The following is a 19,494-nucleotide window of genomic DNA, read 5'->3' as shown; positions in this document are numbered from 1 at the left end:
TTACTTCGCGATGCGGGCGAAGCGGCCGCTGTTGAAATCCTCGAACGCCTGCGCGATTTCCGCTTCCGTGTTCATGACGAAGGGACCGTGGCCGACGATGGGCTCGTCGATCGGCTCGCCGCTCAGCAGCAACACCACGGCGTCGTTGTTCGCCTCGACGGTGATGCTGTCGCCGTCGCGTCCGAACAGCGCCATCTGCGCTTCGCGCACCACGCTCTCGCCGTTGACCAGCACCGTGCCGTGCAGGACGATCAGCGCCGTGCTCCAGCCGGCGCGCACCGGCAGCTGCGTCAGCTTGCCCTGGGCCAGGCGCACGTCCCACACCTGCATCGGCGAGAACGTGCGGGCCGGGCCATGCTGGCCGCCGAAGTCGCCGGCGATCACGCGCACGGAACCGGCGCCCTCCGGCAGCGCCACCGTGGGAATCGTGCCGCTGGTGATGGCCTGGTAGCCGGGCGCCGTCATCTTGTCTTTCGCCGGCAGGTTCACCCACAGCTGCACCATTTCCAGGGTGCCGCCCGACTGCGTGAAGGCAGGCGAGTGAAACTCTTCATGCACGATGCCGGCGCCGGCCGTCATCCACTGCACGTCGCCGGGGCCGATCACGCCGCCCTGGCCCGTCGAATCGCGGTGCGCCACTTCGCCCTTGTAGACGATGGTCACCGTTTCAAAGCCGCGGTGCGGGTGCGAGCCGACGCCGGGCGGACGCGTGCCTGGCGCGAATTCGGCGGGGCCGGCATAGTCGAGCAGCAGGAAAGGGCTCAGCTGCCTGCCATGGCCGCCGTAGGAAAACATCGAGCGCACGGGAAAACCGTCGCCGACCCAGTGCTGGCGCGGTGCGCTGTAGATACCTGTGACTGTGTTCATCTCGATCTCCTTGGGGTGTGTCATACGATGGAAACAGAATACGCTTGCAACGATGGAGGCGGTAGACGGTAAAATATGCCATCAGCGTTCTAAAAATAGAACGATCAAGGAGACGGCATGCAGGACCTGAATGACTTGTATTACTTTGTGCAGGTGGTCGACCATGGCGGCTTCGCCCCGGCCGGGCGCGCGCTGGGCATGCCGAAATCCAAACTGAGCCGGCGCATCGCGCTGCTCGAAGAACGCCTGGGCGCGCGCCTGCTGCAGCGCACGACGCGGCATTTTTCCGTCACCGACGTGGGCCAGACGTTTTACGAGCATTGCAAGGCCATGCTGGTGGAAGCGGAGGCGGCGCAGGACGCGATCGATCTGACGCGGGCCGCGCCGCGCGGCACGGTGCGCCTGTCCTGTCCCATCGCCCTGCTGCATTCCCTGGTCGCGCCCATGCTGGCCGGTTTCATGCGCGCGCATCCGCAAGTCACGCTGCTGCTCGAAGCGAGCAACCGCCGCGTCGACCTGGTGGCCGAAGGCATCGACGTGGCCATCCGCGTGCGCCCGCCCCCGCTGCCCGACAGCGACCTGGTGCTGCGCGTGCTGGCCGAACGCAGCCAGTGCATGGTGGGCAGCCCGCTGCTGTTCGCCGGCGCGCCCGTGCCGCAAGCGCCGGCCGACCTGGCCGACTGGCCCAGCCTGGCCCTGGGCACGCCGCAACAGCAGTACCAGTGGGATTTGCATGGCCCGGACGGCGCGCGCGCCCAGCTGCGCCACACGCCGCGCTTCGTCACGGGCGACATGCTGACCCTGCGCGACGCGGCCGTGGCCGGCGTGGGCCTGGTGCAGCTGCCGACCATGATGATCACCGAGCAGGTGGCCAATGGCAGCCTGCTGCCGCTGATGGAGCAATGGCGGCCGCAGCGCGAAATCATCCACGCCGTCTTCCCCTCGCGGCGCGGCCTGCTGCCCGCCGTGCGCGCGCTGATCGACTACCTGGCGCACGGCTTCGCCGCGCTGGAGGAAGAGTGAGGGTTTTCAGGTACGATGGCATCCTCGCCTATCGCCGGGATGCCGCATGCGTTTATTGATACTGTCGGACCTGCACCATGAACTATGGCGCGACGAAGCGCCGCAGGGCGACCTCGCGCGCAGCTGCCCGGACGCCGTGATCCTGGCAGGCGACATCGATACGGGTGCACGCGCCGTCGCCTGGGCCGCCACCACGTTTGCGGGCCTGCCCGTGCTGTACGTGCATGGCAACCACGAAGGCTATGGCCACCATCTGGACAAGGTGCGCCAGGAACTGCGCAGCGCCTGCGCCGCCACGCCCAATGTCCATTTCCTCGACTGCGGCACACACATCATGGAAGACCCCTCCGGCAGCAAGGTGCGCTTCCTCGGCGCCACCCTGTGGACGGATTTTCGCCTGCTGGGCGACGACACGCGCCAGGCGGCCATGCGCGACGCGGAAGCCGTGATGAACGACTACAAGCGCATCCGCCTGGCCAACATGGGCTTTCGCAAGCTGCGCGCGGCCGATACGGCCATGTTCCACGCGCAGCAAAAAGCCTGGCTGGCGCGCGAACTGGCGCAGCCCTTCAATGGCCGCACGGTGGTCATCAGCCACATGGCGCCGTCGCTGCGCTCGGTCGACGATGCGTATGGCAGCGAGGGCTGCTCGCCCGCCTACGCCTCGCGCCTGGACGAGCTGGCCGCGCAGGCGGACCTGTGGGTGCATGGCCACATCCACGTCTCGCGCGACTATCAGCTGGGCCCGTGCCGCGTCGTAGCCAACCCCTGCGGCTACAAGACACGCAGCGGCACGCCGCAAAATCCCCAGTTCAACCCGAACTTCATCGTCGAACTGGCCGCGCCTTAATCCTCCGGCTTCAGACGGCCCGCCAGCCATTGCTGCAGGCGGTGCTTGCCGGCCCGGCGCGCCGCGCGCGGCGAGGCTTCCGACTGGTGCGCGCCGGCGCCGCCGCGCAGCCTGGCGGCCGCCACCAGCGGATTGCGCGGCTTGGACGTGGCTTTCACTTTGATCTTCATGGTTGCTCCTTTCAGCCCTTGATGCAGACGACCTGGCGCAAGGTATGCACCACTTCCACCAGGTCGCTCTGGTGCGCCATGACGGCGTCGATATTTTTATACGCAGCCGGGATCTCGTCGACCACGCCGCCATCCTTGCGGCACTCGATGCCGGCCGTCTGCTCGGCCAGGTCGAAGCGGCTGAAGCGGCGCTTCGCCTCGCTGCGGCTCATGCTGCGCCCCGCTCCATGCGAGCAGGAACAGAACGATTCCGGGTTGCCCTTGCCGCGCACGATGAAGCTGCGCGCACCCATGCTGCCGGGGATGATGCCCAGCTCGCCCTGCCGCGCCGAAATGGCGCCCTTGCGCGTCACATACAAAGCCGCATTGCCATGCGTTTCGCGCGCGATGTAGTTGTGGTGGCAGTTGATCGCTTCGCCGTCCAGCCGGAACGGCGGCGCAAACTTCGCCAGCACGTCGAGCACGCGGCGCATCATTTCACTACGGTTGAGCAGTGCATAATCCTGGGCCCAATCCACCGCTTCCACGTAGTCGTCGAACACCGTGGAACCTTCGCTGAAGTAGGCCAGGTCGGCGTCCGGCAGCTGCAGCTGGTGGCGCCGCATGTCCTTCTGCGCGGCGGCGATGAAGTAACGGCCAATCACGTTGCCGATGCCGCGCGAACCGGAATGCAGCATGATCCACACGCGCTGCTCCTCGTCGAGGCAGACTTCGATGAAGTGATTGCCGCCGCCCAGGGTGCCGGCCTGGCAGATCCACGTGCGCTCGAACTGGCGCAGCATCTTGACGATGCCCCGGTGACGCTCGACGACGTGCGTCAGGCGGTCGCCGAGGGGCCGCACGGCGCGCGCCTGGCGCGAGCCTTGCACACGGCTCCATTCGTGCTGCTCGAAGCCGACGGGAATCTCCGCTTCGATGGCGCTGCGCAGGCGCGCCAGGTTATCGGGCAGGTCGCTGGCCGTCAGGGTCGTGCGCACGGCGTTCATGCCGCAGCCGATGTCGACGCCGACGGCGGCCGGGATGATGGCGCCGCGCGTGGGAATCACGCTGCCGACGGTGGCGCCGATGCCGGCATGCACGTCTGGCATGGCCGCCACATGCGGATGGACGATGGGCAGGCTGGCGATATTGTGCAGCTGGCGCAGCGCCTGCGCGTCGATATCGTCGGTAAAAATATGCACGGGCACATGGGCGCCGCGCAGTGTCTGATGAATGGGCATAACGTCTTCCTTGGTATTGTCGTTATGCCGGGGTCGTCTAAAACAAAAAACCCCGGCGAGTTTCCTCACCGGGGTTTTGAAGGACACCGGCTCGGGATCGGCAATGTGCCGATGGCCCCGAGCGTCATGCGCGGGGCTAGTGGTCGTACTTGCTGCCAGCCTGCTCGAACATGGGTTTCCTTTCTTTTATCTGATTAATCTGAACTGCGGACGCTGATTCTGCACCTTATGCTGCAGTGCGTCAACCGCTTTTCATGGCGAAGACGCCAACGTTGTTATTTTGTCGCAGCCGCTTCTTTTTCTTTGGCAATGCGGGCATCGAGCTTGGCTTCATTTTTGGCCGCGTAATTGCGGCACGCCTGCGCATCGATGAAGGGATTCGGCGTGACGCCTTCGAGCAATTGCGTCAGCTTCTGGTCGCCGCCGGAGTGGTCGGGGTGGGCCGAGATCAGGATGTCGCACGGCAGTTTGGCGAAGTCCTGCATGACGCGGCGGAAGGCCGGCGTCAGGTCCCCATGGCGCTCATCGCCCAGGTAATGAAAATCGTCGGCCGCCACCGGCGTGAGGCTGGCGCCGAACACCACGTTCAGGCATTCCTGACGCTCGGCATCCTCGCACGACACCCAGGTCCAGCTGGTGCTGCCCGGCGTATGGCCAGGCGTGTAGCGCGCCGTGACGGTCACGTCGCCCAGCTGCAGGGTTTCGCCATCGGCGATCTCGCGCACGTTTTCCACGGCCGGCATGGGATCGATTTCGCCCGCTTGCGGGTCCAGGGCGAGCACCGAGCCCGCGCGCAGCGCCTGCGCGCCGAGCGGGCTGGCGACCACTTGCGCGCCGCTGTCGCGGGCCAGGGCGGCGATGCCGCCCGAATGGTCGAAATGCGCTTCCGTACTCAGGATGAACTTGATGTCTTGCAGGCGAAAGCCCAGCTCGAGGATATGCTCCTTGATGGCGGCCACCGATTGCGGCAGCGCGCCGTCGATCAGGATCAAGCCTTCGCGCGTATCGATCAGCACCACGCTCAAGCCGCCCACGCCCACGTAATACGTGTCGCCGTGGATGCGCGCCGGCTGCTGCGGGCGGTTCCATTGCGCCGCATACGGCGAGGCGATCGGCTGCGTCAAAGGATCGACGGCGGGCGTGGCGGCATGCGCCGTCAACGGCAGCGCCATGGCGGCCAGCGCGATGCTGAGCAGGGACTTGGGAAGGAAGAAAGGCGGCATGCGGCTCCAGTAATGAGTGTGCGGTAATCGATGCCAAAGAGTAACGTCGCTACCCTCGCGCGGTCAAGCAAGCCATTGTCCGGACTTGCGCTACGATAGAGGTCCATACACTTTCGTGCGCCTTGCCGCCCTATCGCCATGCGTTTGCTGATCCTGTCCGACCTGCACCTGGAAGTCTGGGGCGAAGACACGCCCGCCATCGACCTTCCCGCCAGCCGCCCCGACGTGGTGATCCTGGCCGGCGACATCGACACGGGCAGCAACGCCATCGCCTGGGCCGCGCGCACCTTCGGCGCCCTGCCCGTGCTGTACGTGCACGGCAATCACGAAGGCTACGGGCACCAGCTGGAACACATGCAGGACGCCGTGCGCGACGCCTGCGCCAGCGCCAATGCGCAGGGCGCCAACATCCGCCTGCTCGACGGCGACGCCGTGGAACTGGGCGGCGTACGCTTCCTCGGCGTCACGCTGTGGACGGATTTCCTGCTGTTCGGCGCGGAACGCCAGGACGAAGCCTTGAGCGCGGCGCAAGCCTACATGCCCGACTACAAGCGCATCAGCACGGGCGGCGACAAGCCGCGTCTCTTGTGCGCGGCCGACACGGCGCAGCTGCACGCGCAACACCGCTCGTGGCTGGAACGGCAGCTGGCGCAACCGTTCGACGGCCAGACGGTCGTCGTCACGCACATGGCGCCCTCGATGCTGTCGGTGGAAGAGCAGTACGCGACGAACCTGGGTTCGCCCGCCTTCGCCTCGCAGCTCGATGCGCTGGTGGCGCAAGCGGACCTGTGGGTGCATGGCCACATGCACGCCTCGCTCGACTACCGCGTCGAGGACTGCCGCGTCGTCTGCAACCCCTGCGGCTACAAGCGCCCCGATGGCACGCCGGAAAACGATCGCTACGATTCCGGCTTTATCGTCGACCTCGCCAGCATGGTTTAATTTTTCAGATAGCGCAGCTGCGCCACGCCGCTGGGCAGCTGGCGCGTGTGGTCCAGGCGCCAGTCGCTGCGCGGCAAGCCATCCTCGAACAAGCGCACGCCCTTGCCCAGCACCACGGGCAGCACGGACAAGGTGACACTGTCGATGACGCCTTCTCGCAAAGCGGCGCGGATGACGGCGCCGCCGTCCAGATACACGTGGCGGCAGCCTTCCTGTGCCAGCTCCTGCAGCACTTCCCGCACGCTGCCTTCGCGGCGCTGCTCGCCATGGCGCGGCGCGAAATCGCGGTGGCTCAAGACCACCACGCGCTTGCCCGCATACGGCCACGGCTCGAATCCCAGCACGGCGTCATATGTGGTGCGGCCGATCAGCAAGGTATCGACCTGCTCCATCAAGGCCGTGTAGCCGGTCGCCTCGGGCGAGTCGGGCGCCAGCTCGGCCAGCCAGGACAGGTCGCCGTTTTCTCCGGCGATGCAGCCGTCGATGCTGATGCCGAGAAAAACGCTGACAAAAGTTTTTTGCATGGGTGTGCTTTCATTTAATTCTACAGTGTAGAATTATGCCCATGAAAACCGTAAAACTTCAAGACCTGGAATCTCCCGTGCGCCGCGCCGGACGTCCGCGCCGCATTGCGCCCGCGCTGGACAGCACCGCCATCCTGCAGGCGGCCCTGGCCCTGCTGGAAGAAAAAGGCGAAGCGTTTTCCATGCGCACGCTGGCGCAGAACCTGGGTGTCGATGCCATGGCCCTGTATCACTACTATGCGGGGAAAGAGGAGTTATTGCTGGCCCTGATGGCGCAGCGTTTTGCCGCGCTCGATCCGCACCAGCCGCCGTTCAACCAACGCCAGGGGCCGCAGCGCCGCCTGCTCGCGCTGTGCGCGCTGTACCTGGAACTGGTCAGCGCCACGCCGTATTTCGTGCGCCTGATGGCGCGCGGGCTGGTAGAACAAGCCGACGTGGCCGAACGCTTCACGGCGCTGTTCGAGCTGGCCGTGGAGGCCCTCGATCTGGATAAAAAAACCCGGCTGCGCGGGCGCGACGTTCTCGTCGATTTCCTGCACGGCTATGCGCTGGCGGGCAGGCCCGCAAGCGAGACCGCCTGGCATGCGTCCGTCGGCCTGATCCTGGCGGGCATGGCCGCCGGACGTGCTGGTGGATGACGCCCGGCGGCCGGCCGTACTAGCGGGGCATCAAGCCAGCAGCTTGAGCAGCGCCTGGGCGGCCACTTCCGACGACGCGGGATTCTGGCCCGTGACCAGCAAGCCATCGGTGACGGCGTACGGCTGCCAGTCGCCCAGCTTCGAGTAAACGCCGCCGTTTTGCTTGAGCATGTCCTCGACCAGGAAAGGCACGATGGCCGTCAAGCCGACGGCGTCTTCCTCGGTATTCGTAAAGCCCGTCACCTGCTTGCCACGCACCAGCGGCGAGCCATCGGCCGCTTTCACGTGGCGCAGCACGCCAGGCGCGTGGCAGACGGCGGCAACGGGTTTGCCGGCGGCGATCATCTGCTCGATCAGCGCGATCGAATGCGGGTCTTCGGCCAGGTCCCACAGCGGACCATGGCCGCCCGGGTAAAACACGGCGTCAAAGTCGGCCGCCTTCACGTCGGCCAGCTTGCCCGTGTTGGCCAGCACGGCTTGCGCAGCGGCGTCCTGCTTGAAGCGGCGCGTGGCGTCCGTTTGCGAATCGGGTTCGTCGCTTTTCGGGTCCAGCGGCGGCTGGCCGCCGTTGGGCGAAACCACCGTCAGCTGCGCGCCCGCTTCCTGCAAGGCATAGTAGGGCGCGGCGAATTCTTCCAGCCAGAAGCCGGTTTTCTTGCCGGTGTCGCCCAGTTGATCGTGCGAGGTCAGTACCATCAGGATGTTCATGTTGTTTCCTTTTATGTCCGGGTTACAGTGCTGCTTCGAGGATACGGCGGCTGCGCGCGAGGTCGATATCGCGGTGTTCGCCGAGGGAGGTCATGCCATGTGCTGCCAATTGTTTCAGTACCGCTTCCACCGCTTCCTGGCCCAGCTGATAGGCCGACAAACGGGTCGGGATGCCCAGCCCTTCAAAGAAGGCGCGGGTGCGGGCGATGGCGGCGGCTATGCGCTCGTCCTCGCTGCCCTGCGTGATGTTCCAGACACGTTCGCCATATTGCAGCAATTTGCCGCGTTTCTGCTCGCGCTGCACGTCCAGCAGTGCGGGCAGCACCAGGGCCAGGGTGCGCGCATGGTCGATGTCGTACAGGGCCGTCAGTTCGTGGCCGATCATGTGGGTGGCCCAGTCCTGCGGCACGCCGGCGCCGATCAGGCCATTCAGGGCCAGGGTGGCCGTCCACATCAGATTGGCGCGCGTGGCGTAATCGTCGGGCGCGGCCACGGCCTGCGGCGCGATCTCGACCAGGGTTTGCAGCAAGCCTTCGGCAAAGCGGTCCTGCACCTTCGCCTGCACCGGATAAGTCAAATACTGCTCCGTGGTGTGGACAAAGGCGTCGACGAGGCCATTGGCCACCTGCGTGGCCGGCAAGGTGAACGTTTTGCTGGGGTCGAGCACGGAAAACTGCGGGTACAGCAGCGGGTTGCGGAAACTCAGCTTGTCGTGCGTGGCTTTTTTCGTCACCACGCCGCCGCTGTTCATTTCCGACCCCGTAGCCGGCAAGGTCAGCACCGTGCCAAACGGCAGGGCGCGCTGTACATTGGCGCCGCCGCGCTCGGCGATTTCCCACGGCTCGCCGTCGTACAGGGCGGCGGCGGCGACGAACTTGGTGCCGTCGATCACGGAGCCGCCGCCGACGGCCAGCAGGAAGTCCACTTTCTCGCCACGTACGAGGGCGACGGCGCGCATCAGGGTTTCATAGCTGGGATTGGGTTCGATGCCGCCAAACTCCTGCACCGTGCGCTGGCCCAGCGCGGCGCGTACCTCGGCCAGGGTGCCGGTCTTTTCCGCGCTGGCGCCGCCATACAAGATAAGCACGCGCGCAGCGTGCGGCACCAGGGTGGACAATTTGGCGACGGTATCAAGACCGAAGACGATACGGGTCGGGTTGTGGAATTCAAAGTTTTTCATCATGTCGCTCCTGATTATTAGACTGGTCGTCTAGGATGAGTTTCAAAAAATGCGGACGTGGTGCGTCCGCATGCCTGCTATTTATCGGTCGTAGCTGTCCGGCGGCAGCTGCAACATGGCCAGGGTCGCCCGCCAGGCCGTTTGCAGGGCGCTGGCATCGCGCCGCAGCTTGGTCAGCAAGGCCGCGCCCAGCCACAGCTGGTACAAGGTAGCGGCCATCTGCGCCGGGTCGGCCACCGCTGGCAGCGTACCGTCCACCCGGCCCCGCGCGATGGCCAGGGCCAGCCTGGCGATGATGCGGTGGGTGCCGTCGAGCAGCGCCACGCGCATCGGTTCCGACATGTCGGCCACTTCGCTGCTGAGCTTGACCACCAGGCAACGGCAGTCGCAACCGCTGCCATCGAGGCTCTCGCTGGTCCAGCTGGCCCAGTAATCCATCAGCGACTGCGCCGCGCTACGGCCAGGCTGGTCCAGCACGTCTTCCATTCCGGCCAGGTAGCCGGTGACGTAATCTTCCAGCATCGCCTCGCCAAACAATTCCTTGGACTTGAAGTAATGGTAGAACGAGCCCTTGGGCACGTCGGCAGCCGACAATATCTCGTTCAGCCCCACGCCGGCAAACCCCTTGCGCGTGATGATGGCCTTGCCCTGGTCGATAATGTGCTGGCGCACATCGGTGTATTCAGCTTTCATGCGAGGCATTGTAGCACAATTAGACCAGTCGTCTAGAATGAATTCAAGCCAGAAAAAAATTCTGGGGTCAGCCCCTCAAGGCCGCTAACTCAGCGGCTTGCACTCACGGGCGCGGGGGTCTGACCCCGGCGGTCAGCTTAGGCGAACTTCTTGAAATCGGGCTTCCTCTTTTCAAAGAAGGCCGTAAACGCTTCCTTCGCCTCGGCGCCGCCCAGCATGGCGCTGAACAGTTTGTTTTCGTCGGCGATGGCGGCCTTCATCGGCTCCATGCGGCTTTGCTTCATCAGGCGCTTGGTGGCGCGAATCGAGGCGGCAGGCAGAGCCACCAGCTTGGCGGCCTGGCCTTGCGCGAAGGTCATCAATTCGTACAGGGGCACGACTTTCGACACGAGGCCCATTTCCAGCGCTTCGCTGGCCGGGAAGGACTCGCCCAGCATCAGCTTTTCCGCCGCGCGCGGGTAGCCGGCCAGTTGCGTGAGCAGCAGGCTGGAACCGAACTCCGGGCACAGGCCCAATTGCGTGAACGGCATCGAGAAGCTGGCGTTGTCGGCCGCGTAGACCAGGTCGCAGTGCATCAGCAGGGTCGTGCCGATGCCGATGGCGGGGCCGGAAACGGCCGCCACCACGGGCTTGCTGCTGCCGTACAGGGCGCGCATGAACTGGAACACGGGACGGTCATGGTCGAGCGAGCCATCCTTCGGACGCGCCGTCTTCATGAAGTCATCGAGGTCGTTGCCGGCCGTGAAAATCTCGCGCTTGCCGCAGATCAGGATGGCGCGTACTTCGTCGTCCGTCTCGGCCGCCACCAGCGCGTCGGCCAGGGTCTGGTACATGGCGCCCGTGATCGCATTCTTGCGTTCCAGGCGGTTGAATTCCAGGGTCAGAATGCCCTCGCTCTTGCTGCACACAATATCCATGTCGTCTCCAAAAAGATAAAGGGCGCCGGGGTAATCCCGCAGCGCCCTGTTTTATTGCTTTAGCCCGTCGAACTTAGACGCGTTCAAAAATTCCGGCGGCGCCCATGCCGGCGCCCACGCACATCGTGACCATGCCGTACTTCTGCTTGGTGCGTTGCAGCGCGTGGATCACGGTGGCCGCGCGGATGGCGCCGGTGGCGCCCAGCGGGTGGCCCAGGGCGATCGCGCCGCCCATCGGGTTGACCTTCGATGGATCCAGGCCCAGGTCGCCGATGACGGCCAATGCCTGTGCGGCAAACGCTTCGTTCAGCTCGATCCAGTCCAGCTGGTCCTGCGTGATGCCGGCGGCGGCGCACGCAGCGGGAATCGCGAATTTAGGACCGATGCCCATGATTTCCGGCGGCACGCCGCGCACGGCGAACGACGAGAATTTCGCCAGCGGGGTCAGGTTGTGTTCGCGCAAGATCTTCTCGCTGACGATCAAGAGCGCGCCGGCGCCGTCGGACATCTGCGAGCTGTTGGCGGCCGTGACGGTGCCCTTGGCGGCGAAGACGGGCTTCAGCTTGGCCAGCGACTCCATCGACGAATCGGCGCGCGCGCCTTCGTCGGTGTCGACCGTGCGGCGCGAGACGTCCACCTGGCCTGTGGCCAGGTTCGGCGTACGCGTGATGATTTCGACGGGCGTCGTTTCGGCCTTGAAGAAGCCGGCTTGCTGCGCGGCGATGGCGCGGCGGTGCGATTCAACGGAGAACGCGTCCTGCTGTTCGCGCGACACTTTCCATTGCTGCGCCACTTTCTCGGCCGTCAGGCCCATGCCGTAGGCCATGCCGATGTTTTCGTCGCTGAACATGTCCAGGTTCATCGATGGGTGGTGGCCCATCATCGGCACCATCGACATCGATTCGATGCCGCCGGCGATCATCACGTCGGCTTCGCCAACGCGGATGCGGTCGGCCGCCATGGCGATGGCCGTGATGCCCGAAGCGCAGTAACGGTTGACGGTGACGCCGCCCACGGTTTTCGGCAAGCCGGCCAGCAGCACCGAGTTACGCGCAATATTAAAACCTTGTTCCGCTTCCGGGAACGAGCAGCCGATGATGGCGTCGGTGATCAGCGCCGGGTCGAGGCCAGGCGCTTGCGCCAGGGCCGATTGCAGCACGCGCACCAGCAGGTCGTCCGGGCGGGTGTTTCTGAACATGCCGCGCGGCGCCTTGCCGATCGGGGTGCGGGTTGCAGAGACGATGTAGGCGTCTTGAAGTTGTTTGCTCATTTTATGCTTTCAAAGATGTTGAACGAGGTTCGTGTTCTGTCGAATGTCCGGGATGCTGGTCTATCGCTTCTGCGACAAATACCAGTCCACCGTCACCTGTGCCGCCAGCGTGCCTTCGGAGTCGAAGATATCGACTGCCACGGGAAACGCCACCTTGCCGTCCTGCGCCAGCTGCGCCTTCAAGGCCGCTAGGTCGCCCGGTACCCGGCCTTCGGCGCGCGTCGCGCCCCGGGCCACCTTCTGGTAGGCGATGCGCGACTCCTTGGCCACCGGGCGCAAGCCCAGTATCAGCTCGGCGAAGCCGCCAGCCATGGCCGCGCCGGAAGCCGTTTCGGCCAGGGTAAACAAGGCGCCCGCATGCTGCGTGCCCAGGTGATTATGCAGTTTGGGATCGTCCGGCATCGACACCTTCGAGGTGCCGGCGCCGATGTCGTCGATGCTGATCCCCAGCAGCCGCACGAAGGGCAAGGTGTCCATCATCTGTTGTTTGATACGGTCATACACCATGCTTGGCCTCACGCGCAGCAGTACTTTAAAAACGAGGGACAGGATCGTCATCGACGTTGTGCTTAGTTGCGTACCGGCTTACCGGTCTGCATCATGCCCATGATCCGTTCCTGGGTTTTCGGATGGTTCAACAGCTCCAGGAATGCCTTGCGTTCCATATCCAGCAGCCACTGTTCGCTGACGAAACTGCCCTGGTCCACGTCGCCGCCCGATACGATCTCGGCGATCATCTCGCCCAGCTTGAAATCGTGCGCCGAAATGAAGCCGCCGTCGCGCATATTGACCAGCTGCGCCTTGATCGTGCCCCAGCCGTAGCGGCCTGTGACCTGGATCAGCGACGGCAGTTGCGGACGGAAGCCCGCGTCAAACATGGCGCGCGCTTCGACCTTGGCCACGTGCAGCAGCTCGTAGGCGTTGAACACGATCACGTCGTCTTCCTTCAGGTAGCCCATTTTTTTCGCTTCCAGCGCCGATTTCGACACGTTGGCGGTGGCCGCATTGGTGAAGCCCGTTTTCAGGAATTGCAGGATATCGTTACCCTTGGCTTCCTTGTAGGCGCGCTGCGCCGCTTCCTTCAAGCCGCCGCCGGCAGGAATCAGGCCCACGCCCACTTCCACCAGGCCGATGTAGGACTCGATCGAGGCCACGCGCTTCGATGCGTGCAGCGCCAGCTCGCAACCGCCGCCCAGGGCCAGGCCAGCGACCGCGGCGATCACCGGCACGTTCGCGTATTTCAGCGACATGAAGGTGTTCTGCAGTTCGGCGATGATCGGATCGACGGCTTTCACGCCGCCTTGCATGAACGCTGGCAGGGCCGATTGCAGGTCGGCGCCGGCCGAGAAGGCGCCGCCTTCGGCTGCGTCGGCATGCCAGATCACCAGGCCCTTGAAGTTCTTCTCGGCTTCGGCCAGCGCCAGTTTCAGGCCATTGATGACGCCTTCGCCGATCACGTGCATCTTGGTCTTGAACGAGATGATCAATACGTCGTCGCCCGTATGCCAGACGCGCACGGATTCGTCTTCGAAGACGGTGGTGCCTGCGGTTTTTCCATCCACTGCGCCGCTGCCGATGACCGGCGCGCGGAATGGCTGGCGGTCATACACGGCCAGGCTCGAACGGGGCACGAAGCTGTTCGACACGGCGGAGTAGGAACCTTCCGGCGTATGCACGCCGCCTTTTTCAGCGACCGGACCTTCGAAGACCCAGGCTGGCAGCGGTGCGTTGCACAGCGCGTGGCCGGCGTCGATGTCTTCCTTGACCCAGTTGGCCACTTGCAGCCAGTTCGATGCCTGCCACGTTTCAAACGGACCGACGTTCCAGCCGAAGCCCCAGCGCATGGCGAAGTCGATGTCGCGCGCATTGTCGGCCACGGTGTCGAGATGAATGGCGATGTAGTGGAAAGCGTCGCGGAAGATCGCCCACAGGAACTGGCCTTGTGGATTCGTCGATTCGCGCAGCGCCTTCATCTTCTTGACCGGATCCTTTTCTTTCAGGATGCGGGCGATGATGTCGGCAGCCTTGGCGCCGCCAGCGACGTATTCACCGGTGGCGAAATCGAGGCGTTGAATCTCCTTGCCGACTTTCTTGTAGAAGCCCGCGCCGCTCTTCTGGCCCAGCGCGCCTTTTTCCACCAGCTGCGCCAGCACGGCCGGCGTCTTGTAGACGGCGGCGAACGGGTCGTTCGGCAGGTAGTCCTGCATGGTCTTGATCACATGGCCCATGGTGTCGAGGCCGACCACGTCCGCCGTGCGGAAGGTGCCCGACTTGGCGCGGCCCAGCTTGGAGCCCGTCAGATCATCGACGACGTCCACGGACAGACCGAATTTTTCGGCTTCGTGCACGATGGCCAGGATACCGAACACGCCAACGCGGTTGGCGATGAAGTTCGGCGTATCCTTGGCGCGCACGACGCCCTTGCCCAGGGTGGTGGTCAAAAAGCCTTCCAGCTGGTCGGCGATCTCGGGCTTGGTGAACTCGGTCGGGATGATCTCGACCAGGTGCATATAGCGCGGCGGGTTGAAGAAGTGCACGCCGCAGTAGCGCGATTTCAGGTCGGCGTCGAAGCCTTCGGCCAGCTTGGTGATCGACAGGCCCGAGGTATTCGAGGCGAAGATCGCGTTCGGGCCGATGTGCGGTGCGACCTTTTGATACAGGTCGTGTTTCCAGTCCATGCGCTCGGCGATGGCTTCGATGATCAGGTCGCAACCGGCCAGCAGGTCCAGGTTGTCTTCGTAGTTGGCCACCTGGATCAGCGATGCGTCATCCTTGTTGCCCAGCGGCGCAGGCGACAGTTTTTTCAGGTTCTCGATGGCGCGCAGCACGATGCCATTCTTTGGGCCTTCCTTTGCCGGCAGGTCGAACAGCACGACCGGCACTTTCGCGTTGATGCAATGGGCGGCGATCTGCGCGCCCATCACGCCGGCGCCGAGGACGGCTACTTTTTTAACGATGAAATTGGTCATATTTTCCTCAAGTCTTAGAACAGGTCTGCGTCGAGTGCCATCAGGTTGGCCGAACCGGAACGCGCCTGACGGATCAGGGTTGCCGTTTCAGGCTGCAAGCGGGCGAAGTAGAAACGTGCGGTAGCCAGTTTGGCGGTGTAGAAGGTGTCGCCGCTGGACTCTTTTTCGAGGGCGATCTTGGCCATCTGCGCGAACAGGTAGCTGTAGATCATGTGGCCGACGACACGCAGGTATGGCACGCATGCCGCGCCCACTTCGTCAGGATTCTGGAAGGCTTTCATGCCGATTTCCATGGTCAGCTTGGTGACTTTGTCGCCCAGGTCGCCCAGTGGGGTGACGAATTCGCTCATCGCTTCATCGGTGCCGTTGTCTTCGACGAAGGCCTTGATCTTTTCGCCGAACTTGCGCAGCTTGGCGCCGTTGTCGCCGAGGATCTTGCGGCCCAGCAGGTCCAGCGACTGGATCGTGTTCGTGCCTTCGTAGATCATGTTGATGCGCGCGTCACGCACATACTGCTCCATGCCCCACTCCGCAATGTAGCCGTGGCCGCCGAACACTTGCATCGCGTCCGAGGTGGCGATCCAGGCGTTGTCGGTAATGAAGGCCTTGATGACAGGGGTCAGCAGCGCCACTTCGTCGGCCGCTTCCTTGCGCACGTCGGCGTCAGGGTGATGCAGTTCGCGGTCGATCTGCAGCGCCACGTACGAGGTGAAGGCGCGCGCGCCTTCGGCGTAGGCTTTGCCCGTCAACAGCATGCGGCGCACGTCAGGGTGCACGATGATGCGGTCGGCCGGCAGTTCCGGGTTCTTGATGCCGGACAGCGAACGCATTTGCGTGCGGTCCTTGGCGTAGATCAGCGCGTTCTGGTACGCGATTTCCGTCAGGCCCAGCGACTGCATGCCCACGCCCAGGCGGGCCGCGTTCATGAAGACGAACATGGCGTTGAGGCCCTTGTTCGGCTGGCCGATGATCCAGCCTTTCGCGCCGTCCAGGTTCATCTGGCAGGTCGAATTGCCGTGAATGCCCATTTTTTCTTCGATGGCGCCGCAGGTGATCGGGTTACGCTCGCCGACCGTGCCATCCGCATTCGGCAGGAATTTCGGCACCAGGAACAGCGAGATGCCTTTCGAGCCTTCCGGCGCATCCGGCACGCGGGCCAGCACCAGGTGCAGGATGTTTTCCGCCATGTCGTGCTCGCCGGCCGAGATGAAGATCTTGTTGCCGGTGATGGTCCAGGAACCGTCCGCCTCAGGCAGCGCTTTCGAGCGCAGCAGGCCCAGGTCGGTGCCGCAGTGCGGTTCGGTCAGGCACATGGTGCCCGTCCACTCGCCCGACACCAGCTTCGGCAGGTAGACTTCCTTCTGGTGGTCGGTGCCGTGTTCCTTCAGGCACTCGTAGGCGCCGTGCGACAGGCCGGGGTACATGGACCAGGCCTGGTTCGACGAGTTCAGCATTTCATAGAACGAATTGTTCAGCACGACGGGCAAGCCCTGGCCGCCGTATTCCGGATCGCACGCCAAGGCCGCCCAGCCGCCTTCGACGTACTGCTTGTAGGCTTCCTTGAAGCCTTTCGGCGTGGTCACGCTTTTCGTGACGGGGTCGTGGTGGCAGCCTTCGCGGTCGCCGGAGTGGTTCAGCGGGAACAGGACTTCGGAGGTGAATTTGCCGCCCTCTTCCAGCACCTGGTTGATGATGTCGGCGTCGACGTCGGCGTACGACGGCATTTGCTTCAGTTCTTCTTCCACTTGCAGGAACTCATGCAGGACGAATTGCATATCCCGGATTGGCGCGACGTATTGACCCATAATTTTCTCCTGAAGGCGATTAGCTAAAGTGTTGTACTTGTAAGTGCGTGTGCGTTGTTGCGGATACTGCCTGACAGCTTATTTGCTGGTGACGCAATTCTGGTACGACGCCAGCAGGCGGATAAAGCCCGCTTGCGCCCGTTCGATGCTGCCCGGCACGCGCAGGAAGCGCGCGTCGTGATGCAGGGCCAGGATCAGGCCATACATCTCGTACACCAACTGCTGGGCGTCCGTGTCCGCTTTCAGGTCGCCCGTGGCGATCGATTGCTCGACACAGCGCAGCAGCGCGCCCTGCCAGGCCCGCACCATGGCCACCAGGGCCTCGCGGATGGGACCGGGACGGTCGTCATACTCGACGGCGCCGCTGATATAGATGCAGCCGGAAGCGATTTCCACGCTGACCCGCTTGACCCAGCGCGCAAACATCGATTGCAGGCGCTGGATGCCGCGTGGTTCTTTCATGCTGGGGAAAAAGACTTCTTGCTCGAAACGATAGTGATAGAGCTTCAGCACTTCCATCTGCAAGTCTTCGCGCGAGCCAAAGTGGGCAAACACGCCCGACTTGCTCATGTTCATTTTGTCCGCAAGCAGCCCAATGGTCAGGCCTTCCAGGCCGTCGCGGCTGGACAAGTCCAGCGCCACGTCGAGGATGGCTGCACGGGTCAGTTCGCCCTTGCGCATGAATTTGACTGAAGTATTCAAGATGTCCGTTCTAAAAGTGATGTTACCGATTTGGCGGACTGAAGCGAGGGTAAAAAAAGCACGCTTCGAAAAAATCCGAACGCTCGTACTATTATCCACTACCACGTAAAAGTCAAACGGGAACTTTAGAGCCGGTGTTCTATTGGTGCAGCGCAGCATTTTTAGGCTGCGTGTTTCTATCGATTTCAGGCGGCAAAAGCGCCGCGCGCCCTTGCCTTACAACAACAAACGAGCCTCAGTCGAGGCCGCCTGCCTTGCTCAATTGACGGCGGTCGCGCTTGGTCGGCCGCCCCTTGATGGTGGTGCCCGGCTCGCGGAACAGCTTGCGTTCCTCGGCCAGCTGCTCGCGGCGGGCAATGCTGGCCGGCGTTTCTCCATACAGCAGGCGCGCCACGGGCGCCGCGCCGCGCTTGTCGGACAGGCCCAGCACGGCTACTTCCCACGTTTCCGCGCCATTGTCGATGGCCAGCTCGTCGCCCACGCGCAGACTGCGCGCCGGTTTCACTCGCTCGCCGCCCACTTTTACTTTACCCGTGTCGACGGCTTCGCTGGCCAGCGAGCGCGTCTTGAAGAAGCGCGCCGCCCACAGCCATTTGTCCAGCCTGACCGTTGTCATCTCGTTCATGCGTACTTGCCCACTGAAAAAATGCGCATCACCAGCCGGTACACAAGGAACGCGGCTTCATAGCCGATGCGCCGGAAACGGCCGATGTGCTTGAAATCATCCTGGTGAATGACAATGCCGTCGGCCACGCCCTGCTCGATATGCTGGCGCAAGCTTTGCGCGAAGGCCACGTCTTTGATCACCACGTTCGCTTCCTGGTTCAAAAACAGGCTCAGCGCGTCAATATTGCTCGAGCCCACCGTCGCCCAGTCATCGTCGACGACGGCCACCTTGGCGTGCAGCTGCGTCTTGCGGTATTCGACGATTTTCACGCCCGCGGCCAGCAGCTTCGGATAAAACGAGTGCGCCACAGCATCCTGCATGCGGAACTCGCCCACGCCGATCAACAGCACCACGTCGACGCCCCGCTGGGCCGCCTGGGCCAGCGCGTGGCGCAGCTTGTGCCCGGGCGCGAAATACGGGTTGGCCAGCATCACGCTTTTCCTCGCCTGGCCCAGCGCCTGCAGGTAGGCGCGCTGGATGGTGCGGCGGTTGCGCAGGTTGTCGCGCACGACAAAACCGGCCACGACGGGGTTTTTCGCCAGCTCCTTGCTGACCACGCGCATCTTGCGGTACAGCTTGATACGCCGCACCAGGTTCATCTTGCCCAACCGCGCCCACTGCGCCTGCACCTCTTCATGGATGGCGTCCACCAGCGGCCCCTTCACCTGCACGGCGAAATCCCAGCGCGGCGCTTCCAGGCTGATGCTGTGGTCGTAGTCGCAAAACATGTCGTCGTTGATATTGATGCCGCCCACCAGGGCGATCTCGCCATCGGCCACGCAGATCTTGCGGTGCGTGCGCGTGATGCCGCGCCGGAACCAGGGGTTGAAGATGCGGTGGTGCACGCCCGCCGCTTCCAGCTGCGCATGCATGGCCTTGACCCGGCGGTTGCCCGTGCCGAACCAGTCCGTGATCATGCACACCAGCACGCCGCGCGCGGCCGCGCGCTTCAAGGCGTCGAGCACCAGCATGCCCGTAGCGTCATCGGCGAAGATATACGTTTCGAAATAGACTTCCGAACGTGCGCCATCGATGGCGGCGATCAGGGCAGGAAAGTACTCGGTGCCGCAATACAGCAGCTCGATGTCGTTGTGGGCGATAAAATTGACTGTGCGCATGCCGGCAG

20 protein-coding genes are annotated in these 19,494 nt (G+C 63.9%); 4 read left to right on the top strand and 16 right to left on the bottom strand.

Annotation, left to right across the window (positions count from 1 at the left end; translation table 11 throughout):
* The gene (locus ACQ4W4_RS19700) at positions 1–867 is read right to left on the bottom strand and encodes a pirin family protein (protein WP_436543373.1); all 867 of its coding nucleotides are present in this window, start codon (positions 865–867) and stop codon (positions 1–3) included.
* A gap of 117 nt (positions 868–984) precedes the next feature.
* On the opposite strand from ACQ4W4_RS19700, the gene ACQ4W4_RS19695 reads away from it, so the two are divergent.
* Positions 985–1,890 (top strand): LysR family transcriptional regulator, encoded by a 906-nt coding sequence (locus ACQ4W4_RS19695; protein WP_436543372.1) that lies wholly within the window; start codon positions 985–987, stop codon positions 1,888–1,890.
* A gap of 46 nt (positions 1,891–1,936) precedes the next feature.
* The gene (locus ACQ4W4_RS19690; protein WP_436543371.1) at positions 1,937–2,740 is read left to right on the top strand and encodes a metallophosphoesterase; all 804 of its coding nucleotides are present in this window, start codon (positions 1,937–1,939) and stop codon (positions 2,738–2,740) included.
* Here the strand turns inward: ACQ4W4_RS19690 and ACQ4W4_RS19685 are convergent.
* The 3 genes from ACQ4W4_RS19685 to bla all read right to left on the bottom strand — a co-directional run bounded on the left by ACQ4W4_RS19685 (position 2,737) and on the right by bla (position 5,353).
* Positions 2,737–2,910, bottom strand: a complete 174-nt coding sequence (locus tag ACQ4W4_RS19685) for a hypothetical protein (protein WP_436543370.1) — start codon at positions 2,908–2,910, stop codon at positions 2,737–2,739. The two genes, ACQ4W4_RS19690 and ACQ4W4_RS19685, sit on opposite strands and share 4 nt — an antisense overlap.
* Before the next feature lie 11 nt (positions 2,911–2,921).
* The gene (locus ACQ4W4_RS19680) at positions 2,922–4,130 is read right to left on the bottom strand and encodes an RtcB family protein (RefSeq protein ID WP_436543369.1); all 1,209 of its coding nucleotides are present in this window, start codon (positions 4,128–4,130) and stop codon (positions 2,922–2,924) included.
* A gap of 275 nt (positions 4,131–4,405) precedes the next feature.
* A complete protein-coding gene (gene bla, locus ACQ4W4_RS19675) occupies positions 4,406–5,353 on the bottom strand; it encodes a subclass B3 metallo-beta-lactamase (RefSeq protein WP_436543368.1) in 948 nt (315 codons plus the stop codon).
* A gap of 138 nt (positions 5,354–5,491) precedes the next feature.
* On the opposite strand from bla, the gene ACQ4W4_RS19670 reads away from it, so the two are divergent.
* Positions 5,492–6,295 (top strand): metallophosphoesterase family protein, encoded by an 804-nt coding sequence (locus ACQ4W4_RS19670; protein WP_436543367.1) that lies wholly within the window; start codon positions 5,492–5,494, stop codon positions 6,293–6,295.
* On the opposite strand, the gene ACQ4W4_RS19665 is transcribed toward ACQ4W4_RS19670, so the two are convergent.
* The gene (locus tag ACQ4W4_RS19665) at positions 6,292–6,819 is read right to left on the bottom strand and encodes a dihydrofolate reductase family protein (RefSeq protein ID WP_436543366.1); all 528 of its coding nucleotides are present in this window, start codon (positions 6,817–6,819) and stop codon (positions 6,292–6,294) included. The genes ACQ4W4_RS19670 and ACQ4W4_RS19665 overlap by 4 nt on opposite strands.
* 41 nt (positions 6,820–6,860) lie before the next feature.
* On the opposite strand from ACQ4W4_RS19665, the gene ACQ4W4_RS19660 reads away from it, so the two are divergent.
* A complete protein-coding gene (locus tag ACQ4W4_RS19660; RefSeq protein ID WP_436543365.1) occupies positions 6,861–7,457 on the top strand; it encodes a TetR/AcrR family transcriptional regulator in 597 nt (198 codons plus the stop codon).
* A gap of 30 nt (positions 7,458–7,487) precedes the next feature.
* On the opposite strand, the gene ACQ4W4_RS19655 is transcribed toward ACQ4W4_RS19660, so the two are convergent.
* The 11 genes from ACQ4W4_RS19655 to clsB all read right to left on the bottom strand — a co-directional run bounded on the left by ACQ4W4_RS19655 (position 7,488) and on the right by clsB (position 19,486).
* A complete protein-coding gene (locus ACQ4W4_RS19655; protein ID WP_436543364.1) occupies positions 7,488–8,165 on the bottom strand; it encodes a type 1 glutamine amidotransferase domain-containing protein in 678 nt (225 codons plus the stop codon).
* A 22-nt stretch (positions 8,166–8,187) separates the two neighbouring features.
* On the bottom strand, positions 8,188–9,345 hold the full coding sequence (locus ACQ4W4_RS19650) for an iron-containing alcohol dehydrogenase (RefSeq protein ID WP_436543449.1): 1,158 nt from the start codon (positions 9,343–9,345) through the stop codon (positions 8,188–8,190).
* A gap of 81 nt (positions 9,346–9,426) precedes the next feature.
* Entirely contained in the window at positions 9,427–10,038 is a 612-nt protein-coding gene (locus tag ACQ4W4_RS19645; protein WP_436543363.1) for a TetR/AcrR family transcriptional regulator, read from the bottom strand.
* Between the two features lie 137 nt (positions 10,039–10,175).
* Complete coding sequence (locus tag ACQ4W4_RS19640; RefSeq protein WP_436543362.1) at positions 10,176–10,955, bottom strand: enoyl-CoA hydratase; 780 nt, start codon at positions 10,953–10,955, stop codon at positions 10,176–10,178.
* A 73-nt stretch (positions 10,956–11,028) separates the two neighbouring features.
* Positions 11,029–12,225, bottom strand: coding sequence for an acetyl-CoA C-acyltransferase (locus ACQ4W4_RS19635; protein ID WP_070221628.1), 1,197 nt, complete (start codon positions 12,223–12,225; stop codon positions 11,029–11,031).
* 60 nt (positions 12,226–12,285) lie between these two features.
* Positions 12,286–12,783 (bottom strand): PaaI family thioesterase, encoded by a 498-nt coding sequence (locus tag ACQ4W4_RS19630; protein WP_436543361.1) that lies wholly within the window; start codon positions 12,781–12,783, stop codon positions 12,286–12,288.
* Positions 12,784–12,794: 11 nt separating this feature from the next.
* A complete protein-coding gene (locus ACQ4W4_RS19625) occupies positions 12,795–15,194 on the bottom strand; it encodes a 3-hydroxyacyl-CoA dehydrogenase/enoyl-CoA hydratase family protein (RefSeq protein ID WP_436543360.1) in 2,400 nt (799 codons plus the stop codon).
* Positions 15,195–15,208: 14 nt separating this feature from the next.
* A complete protein-coding gene (locus ACQ4W4_RS19620; RefSeq protein ID WP_152252243.1) occupies positions 15,209–16,999 on the bottom strand; it encodes an acyl-CoA dehydrogenase C-terminal domain-containing protein in 1,791 nt (596 codons plus the stop codon).
* Positions 17,000–17,077: 78 nt separating this feature from the next.
* Positions 17,078–17,680: a TetR/AcrR family transcriptional regulator gene (locus ACQ4W4_RS19615; protein WP_086140281.1), complete on the bottom strand. Its 603-nt coding sequence runs from the start codon at positions 17,678–17,680 to the stop codon at positions 17,078–17,080.
* Between the two features lie 256 nt (positions 17,681–17,936).
* The gene (locus ACQ4W4_RS19610; protein WP_096233566.1) at positions 17,937–18,326 is read right to left on the bottom strand and encodes an RNA-binding S4 domain-containing protein; all 390 of its coding nucleotides are present in this window, start codon (positions 18,324–18,326) and stop codon (positions 17,937–17,939) included.
* Positions 18,323–19,486 (bottom strand): cardiolipin synthase ClsB, encoded by a 1,164-nt coding sequence (gene clsB, locus ACQ4W4_RS19605; RefSeq protein WP_436543359.1) that lies wholly within the window; start codon positions 19,484–19,486, stop codon positions 18,323–18,325. Before clsB ends, ACQ4W4_RS19610 begins: the two co-directional genes overlap by 4 nt.
* Between the last annotated feature and the right edge of the window lie 8 nt (positions 19,487–19,494).

It is taken from the genome of Janthinobacterium glycogeni, assembly GCF_051380725.1.
In the GTDB taxonomy this organism is placed as follows: Bacteria; Pseudomonadota; Gammaproteobacteria; order Burkholderiales; family Burkholderiaceae_D; genus Janthinobacterium.
The sequence above is the reverse complement of the archived record's forward strand: the minus strand, read 5'-3'. Positions and strand labels throughout refer to the sequence as shown.

Excerpts from the sequence above, each read along its gene's own strand:
- ACQ4W4_RS19700 (WP_436543373.1), bottom strand. The coding sequence starts at position 867 with ATGAACACAGTCACAGGTATCTACAGCGCACCGCGCCAGCACTGGGTC.
- ACQ4W4_RS19695 (WP_436543372.1), top strand. The coding sequence starts at position 985 with ATGCAGGACCTGAATGACTTGTATTACTTTGTGCAGGTGGTCGACCAT.
- ACQ4W4_RS19690 (WP_436543371.1), top strand. The coding sequence starts at position 1,937 with ATGCGTTTATTGATACTGTCGGACCTGCACCATGAACTATGGCGCGAC.
- ACQ4W4_RS19685 (WP_436543370.1), bottom strand. The coding sequence starts at position 2,910 with ATGAAGATCAAAGTGAAAGCCACGTCCAAGCCGCGCAATCCGCTGGTG.
- ACQ4W4_RS19680 (WP_436543369.1), bottom strand. The coding sequence starts at position 4,130 with ATGCCCATTCATCAGACACTGCGCGGCGCCCATGTGCCCGTGCATATT.
- bla (WP_436543368.1), bottom strand. The coding sequence starts at position 5,353 with ATGCCGCCTTTCTTCCTTCCCAAGTCCCTGCTCAGCATCGCGCTGGCC.
- ACQ4W4_RS19670 (WP_436543367.1), top strand. The coding sequence starts at position 5,492 with ATGCGTTTGCTGATCCTGTCCGACCTGCACCTGGAAGTCTGGGGCGAA.
- ACQ4W4_RS19665 (WP_436543366.1), bottom strand. The coding sequence starts at position 6,819 with ATGCAAAAAACTTTTGTCAGCGTTTTTCTCGGCATCAGCATCGACGGC.
- ACQ4W4_RS19660 (WP_436543365.1), top strand. The coding sequence starts at position 6,861 with ATGAAAACCGTAAAACTTCAAGACCTGGAATCTCCCGTGCGCCGCGCC.
- ACQ4W4_RS19655 (WP_436543364.1), bottom strand. The coding sequence starts at position 8,165 with ATGAACATCCTGATGGTACTGACCTCGCACGATCAACTGGGCGACACC.
- ACQ4W4_RS19650 (WP_436543449.1), bottom strand. The coding sequence starts at position 9,345 with ATGAAAAACTTTGAATTCCACAACCCGACCCGTATCGTCTTCGGTCTT.
- ACQ4W4_RS19645 (WP_436543363.1), bottom strand. The coding sequence starts at position 10,038 with ATGAAAGCTGAATACACCGATGTGCGCCAGCACATTATCGACCAGGGC.
- ACQ4W4_RS19640 (WP_436543362.1), bottom strand. The coding sequence starts at position 10,955 with ATGGATATTGTGTGCAGCAAGAGCGAGGGCATTCTGACCCTGGAATTC.
- ACQ4W4_RS19635 (WP_070221628.1), bottom strand. The coding sequence starts at position 12,225 with ATGAGCAAACAACTTCAAGACGCCTACATCGTCTCTGCAACCCGCACC.
- ACQ4W4_RS19630 (WP_436543361.1), bottom strand. The coding sequence starts at position 12,783 with ATGACGATCCTGTCCCTCGTTTTTAAAGTACTGCTGCGCGTGAGGCCA.
- ACQ4W4_RS19625 (WP_436543360.1), bottom strand. The coding sequence starts at position 15,194 with ATGACCAATTTCATCGTTAAAAAAGTAGCCGTCCTCGGCGCCGGCGTG.
- ACQ4W4_RS19620 (WP_152252243.1), bottom strand. The coding sequence starts at position 16,999 with ATGGGTCAATACGTCGCGCCAATCCGGGATATGCAATTCGTCCTGCAT.
- ACQ4W4_RS19615 (WP_086140281.1), bottom strand. The coding sequence starts at position 17,680 with ATGCGCAAGGGCGAACTGACCCGTGCAGCCATCCTCGACGTGGCGCTG.
- ACQ4W4_RS19610 (WP_096233566.1), bottom strand. The coding sequence starts at position 18,326 with ATGAACGAGATGACAACGGTCAGGCTGGACAAATGGCTGTGGGCGGCG.
- clsB (WP_436543359.1), bottom strand. The coding sequence starts at position 19,486 with ATGCGCACAGTCAATTTTATCGCCCACAACGACATCGAGCTGCTGTAT.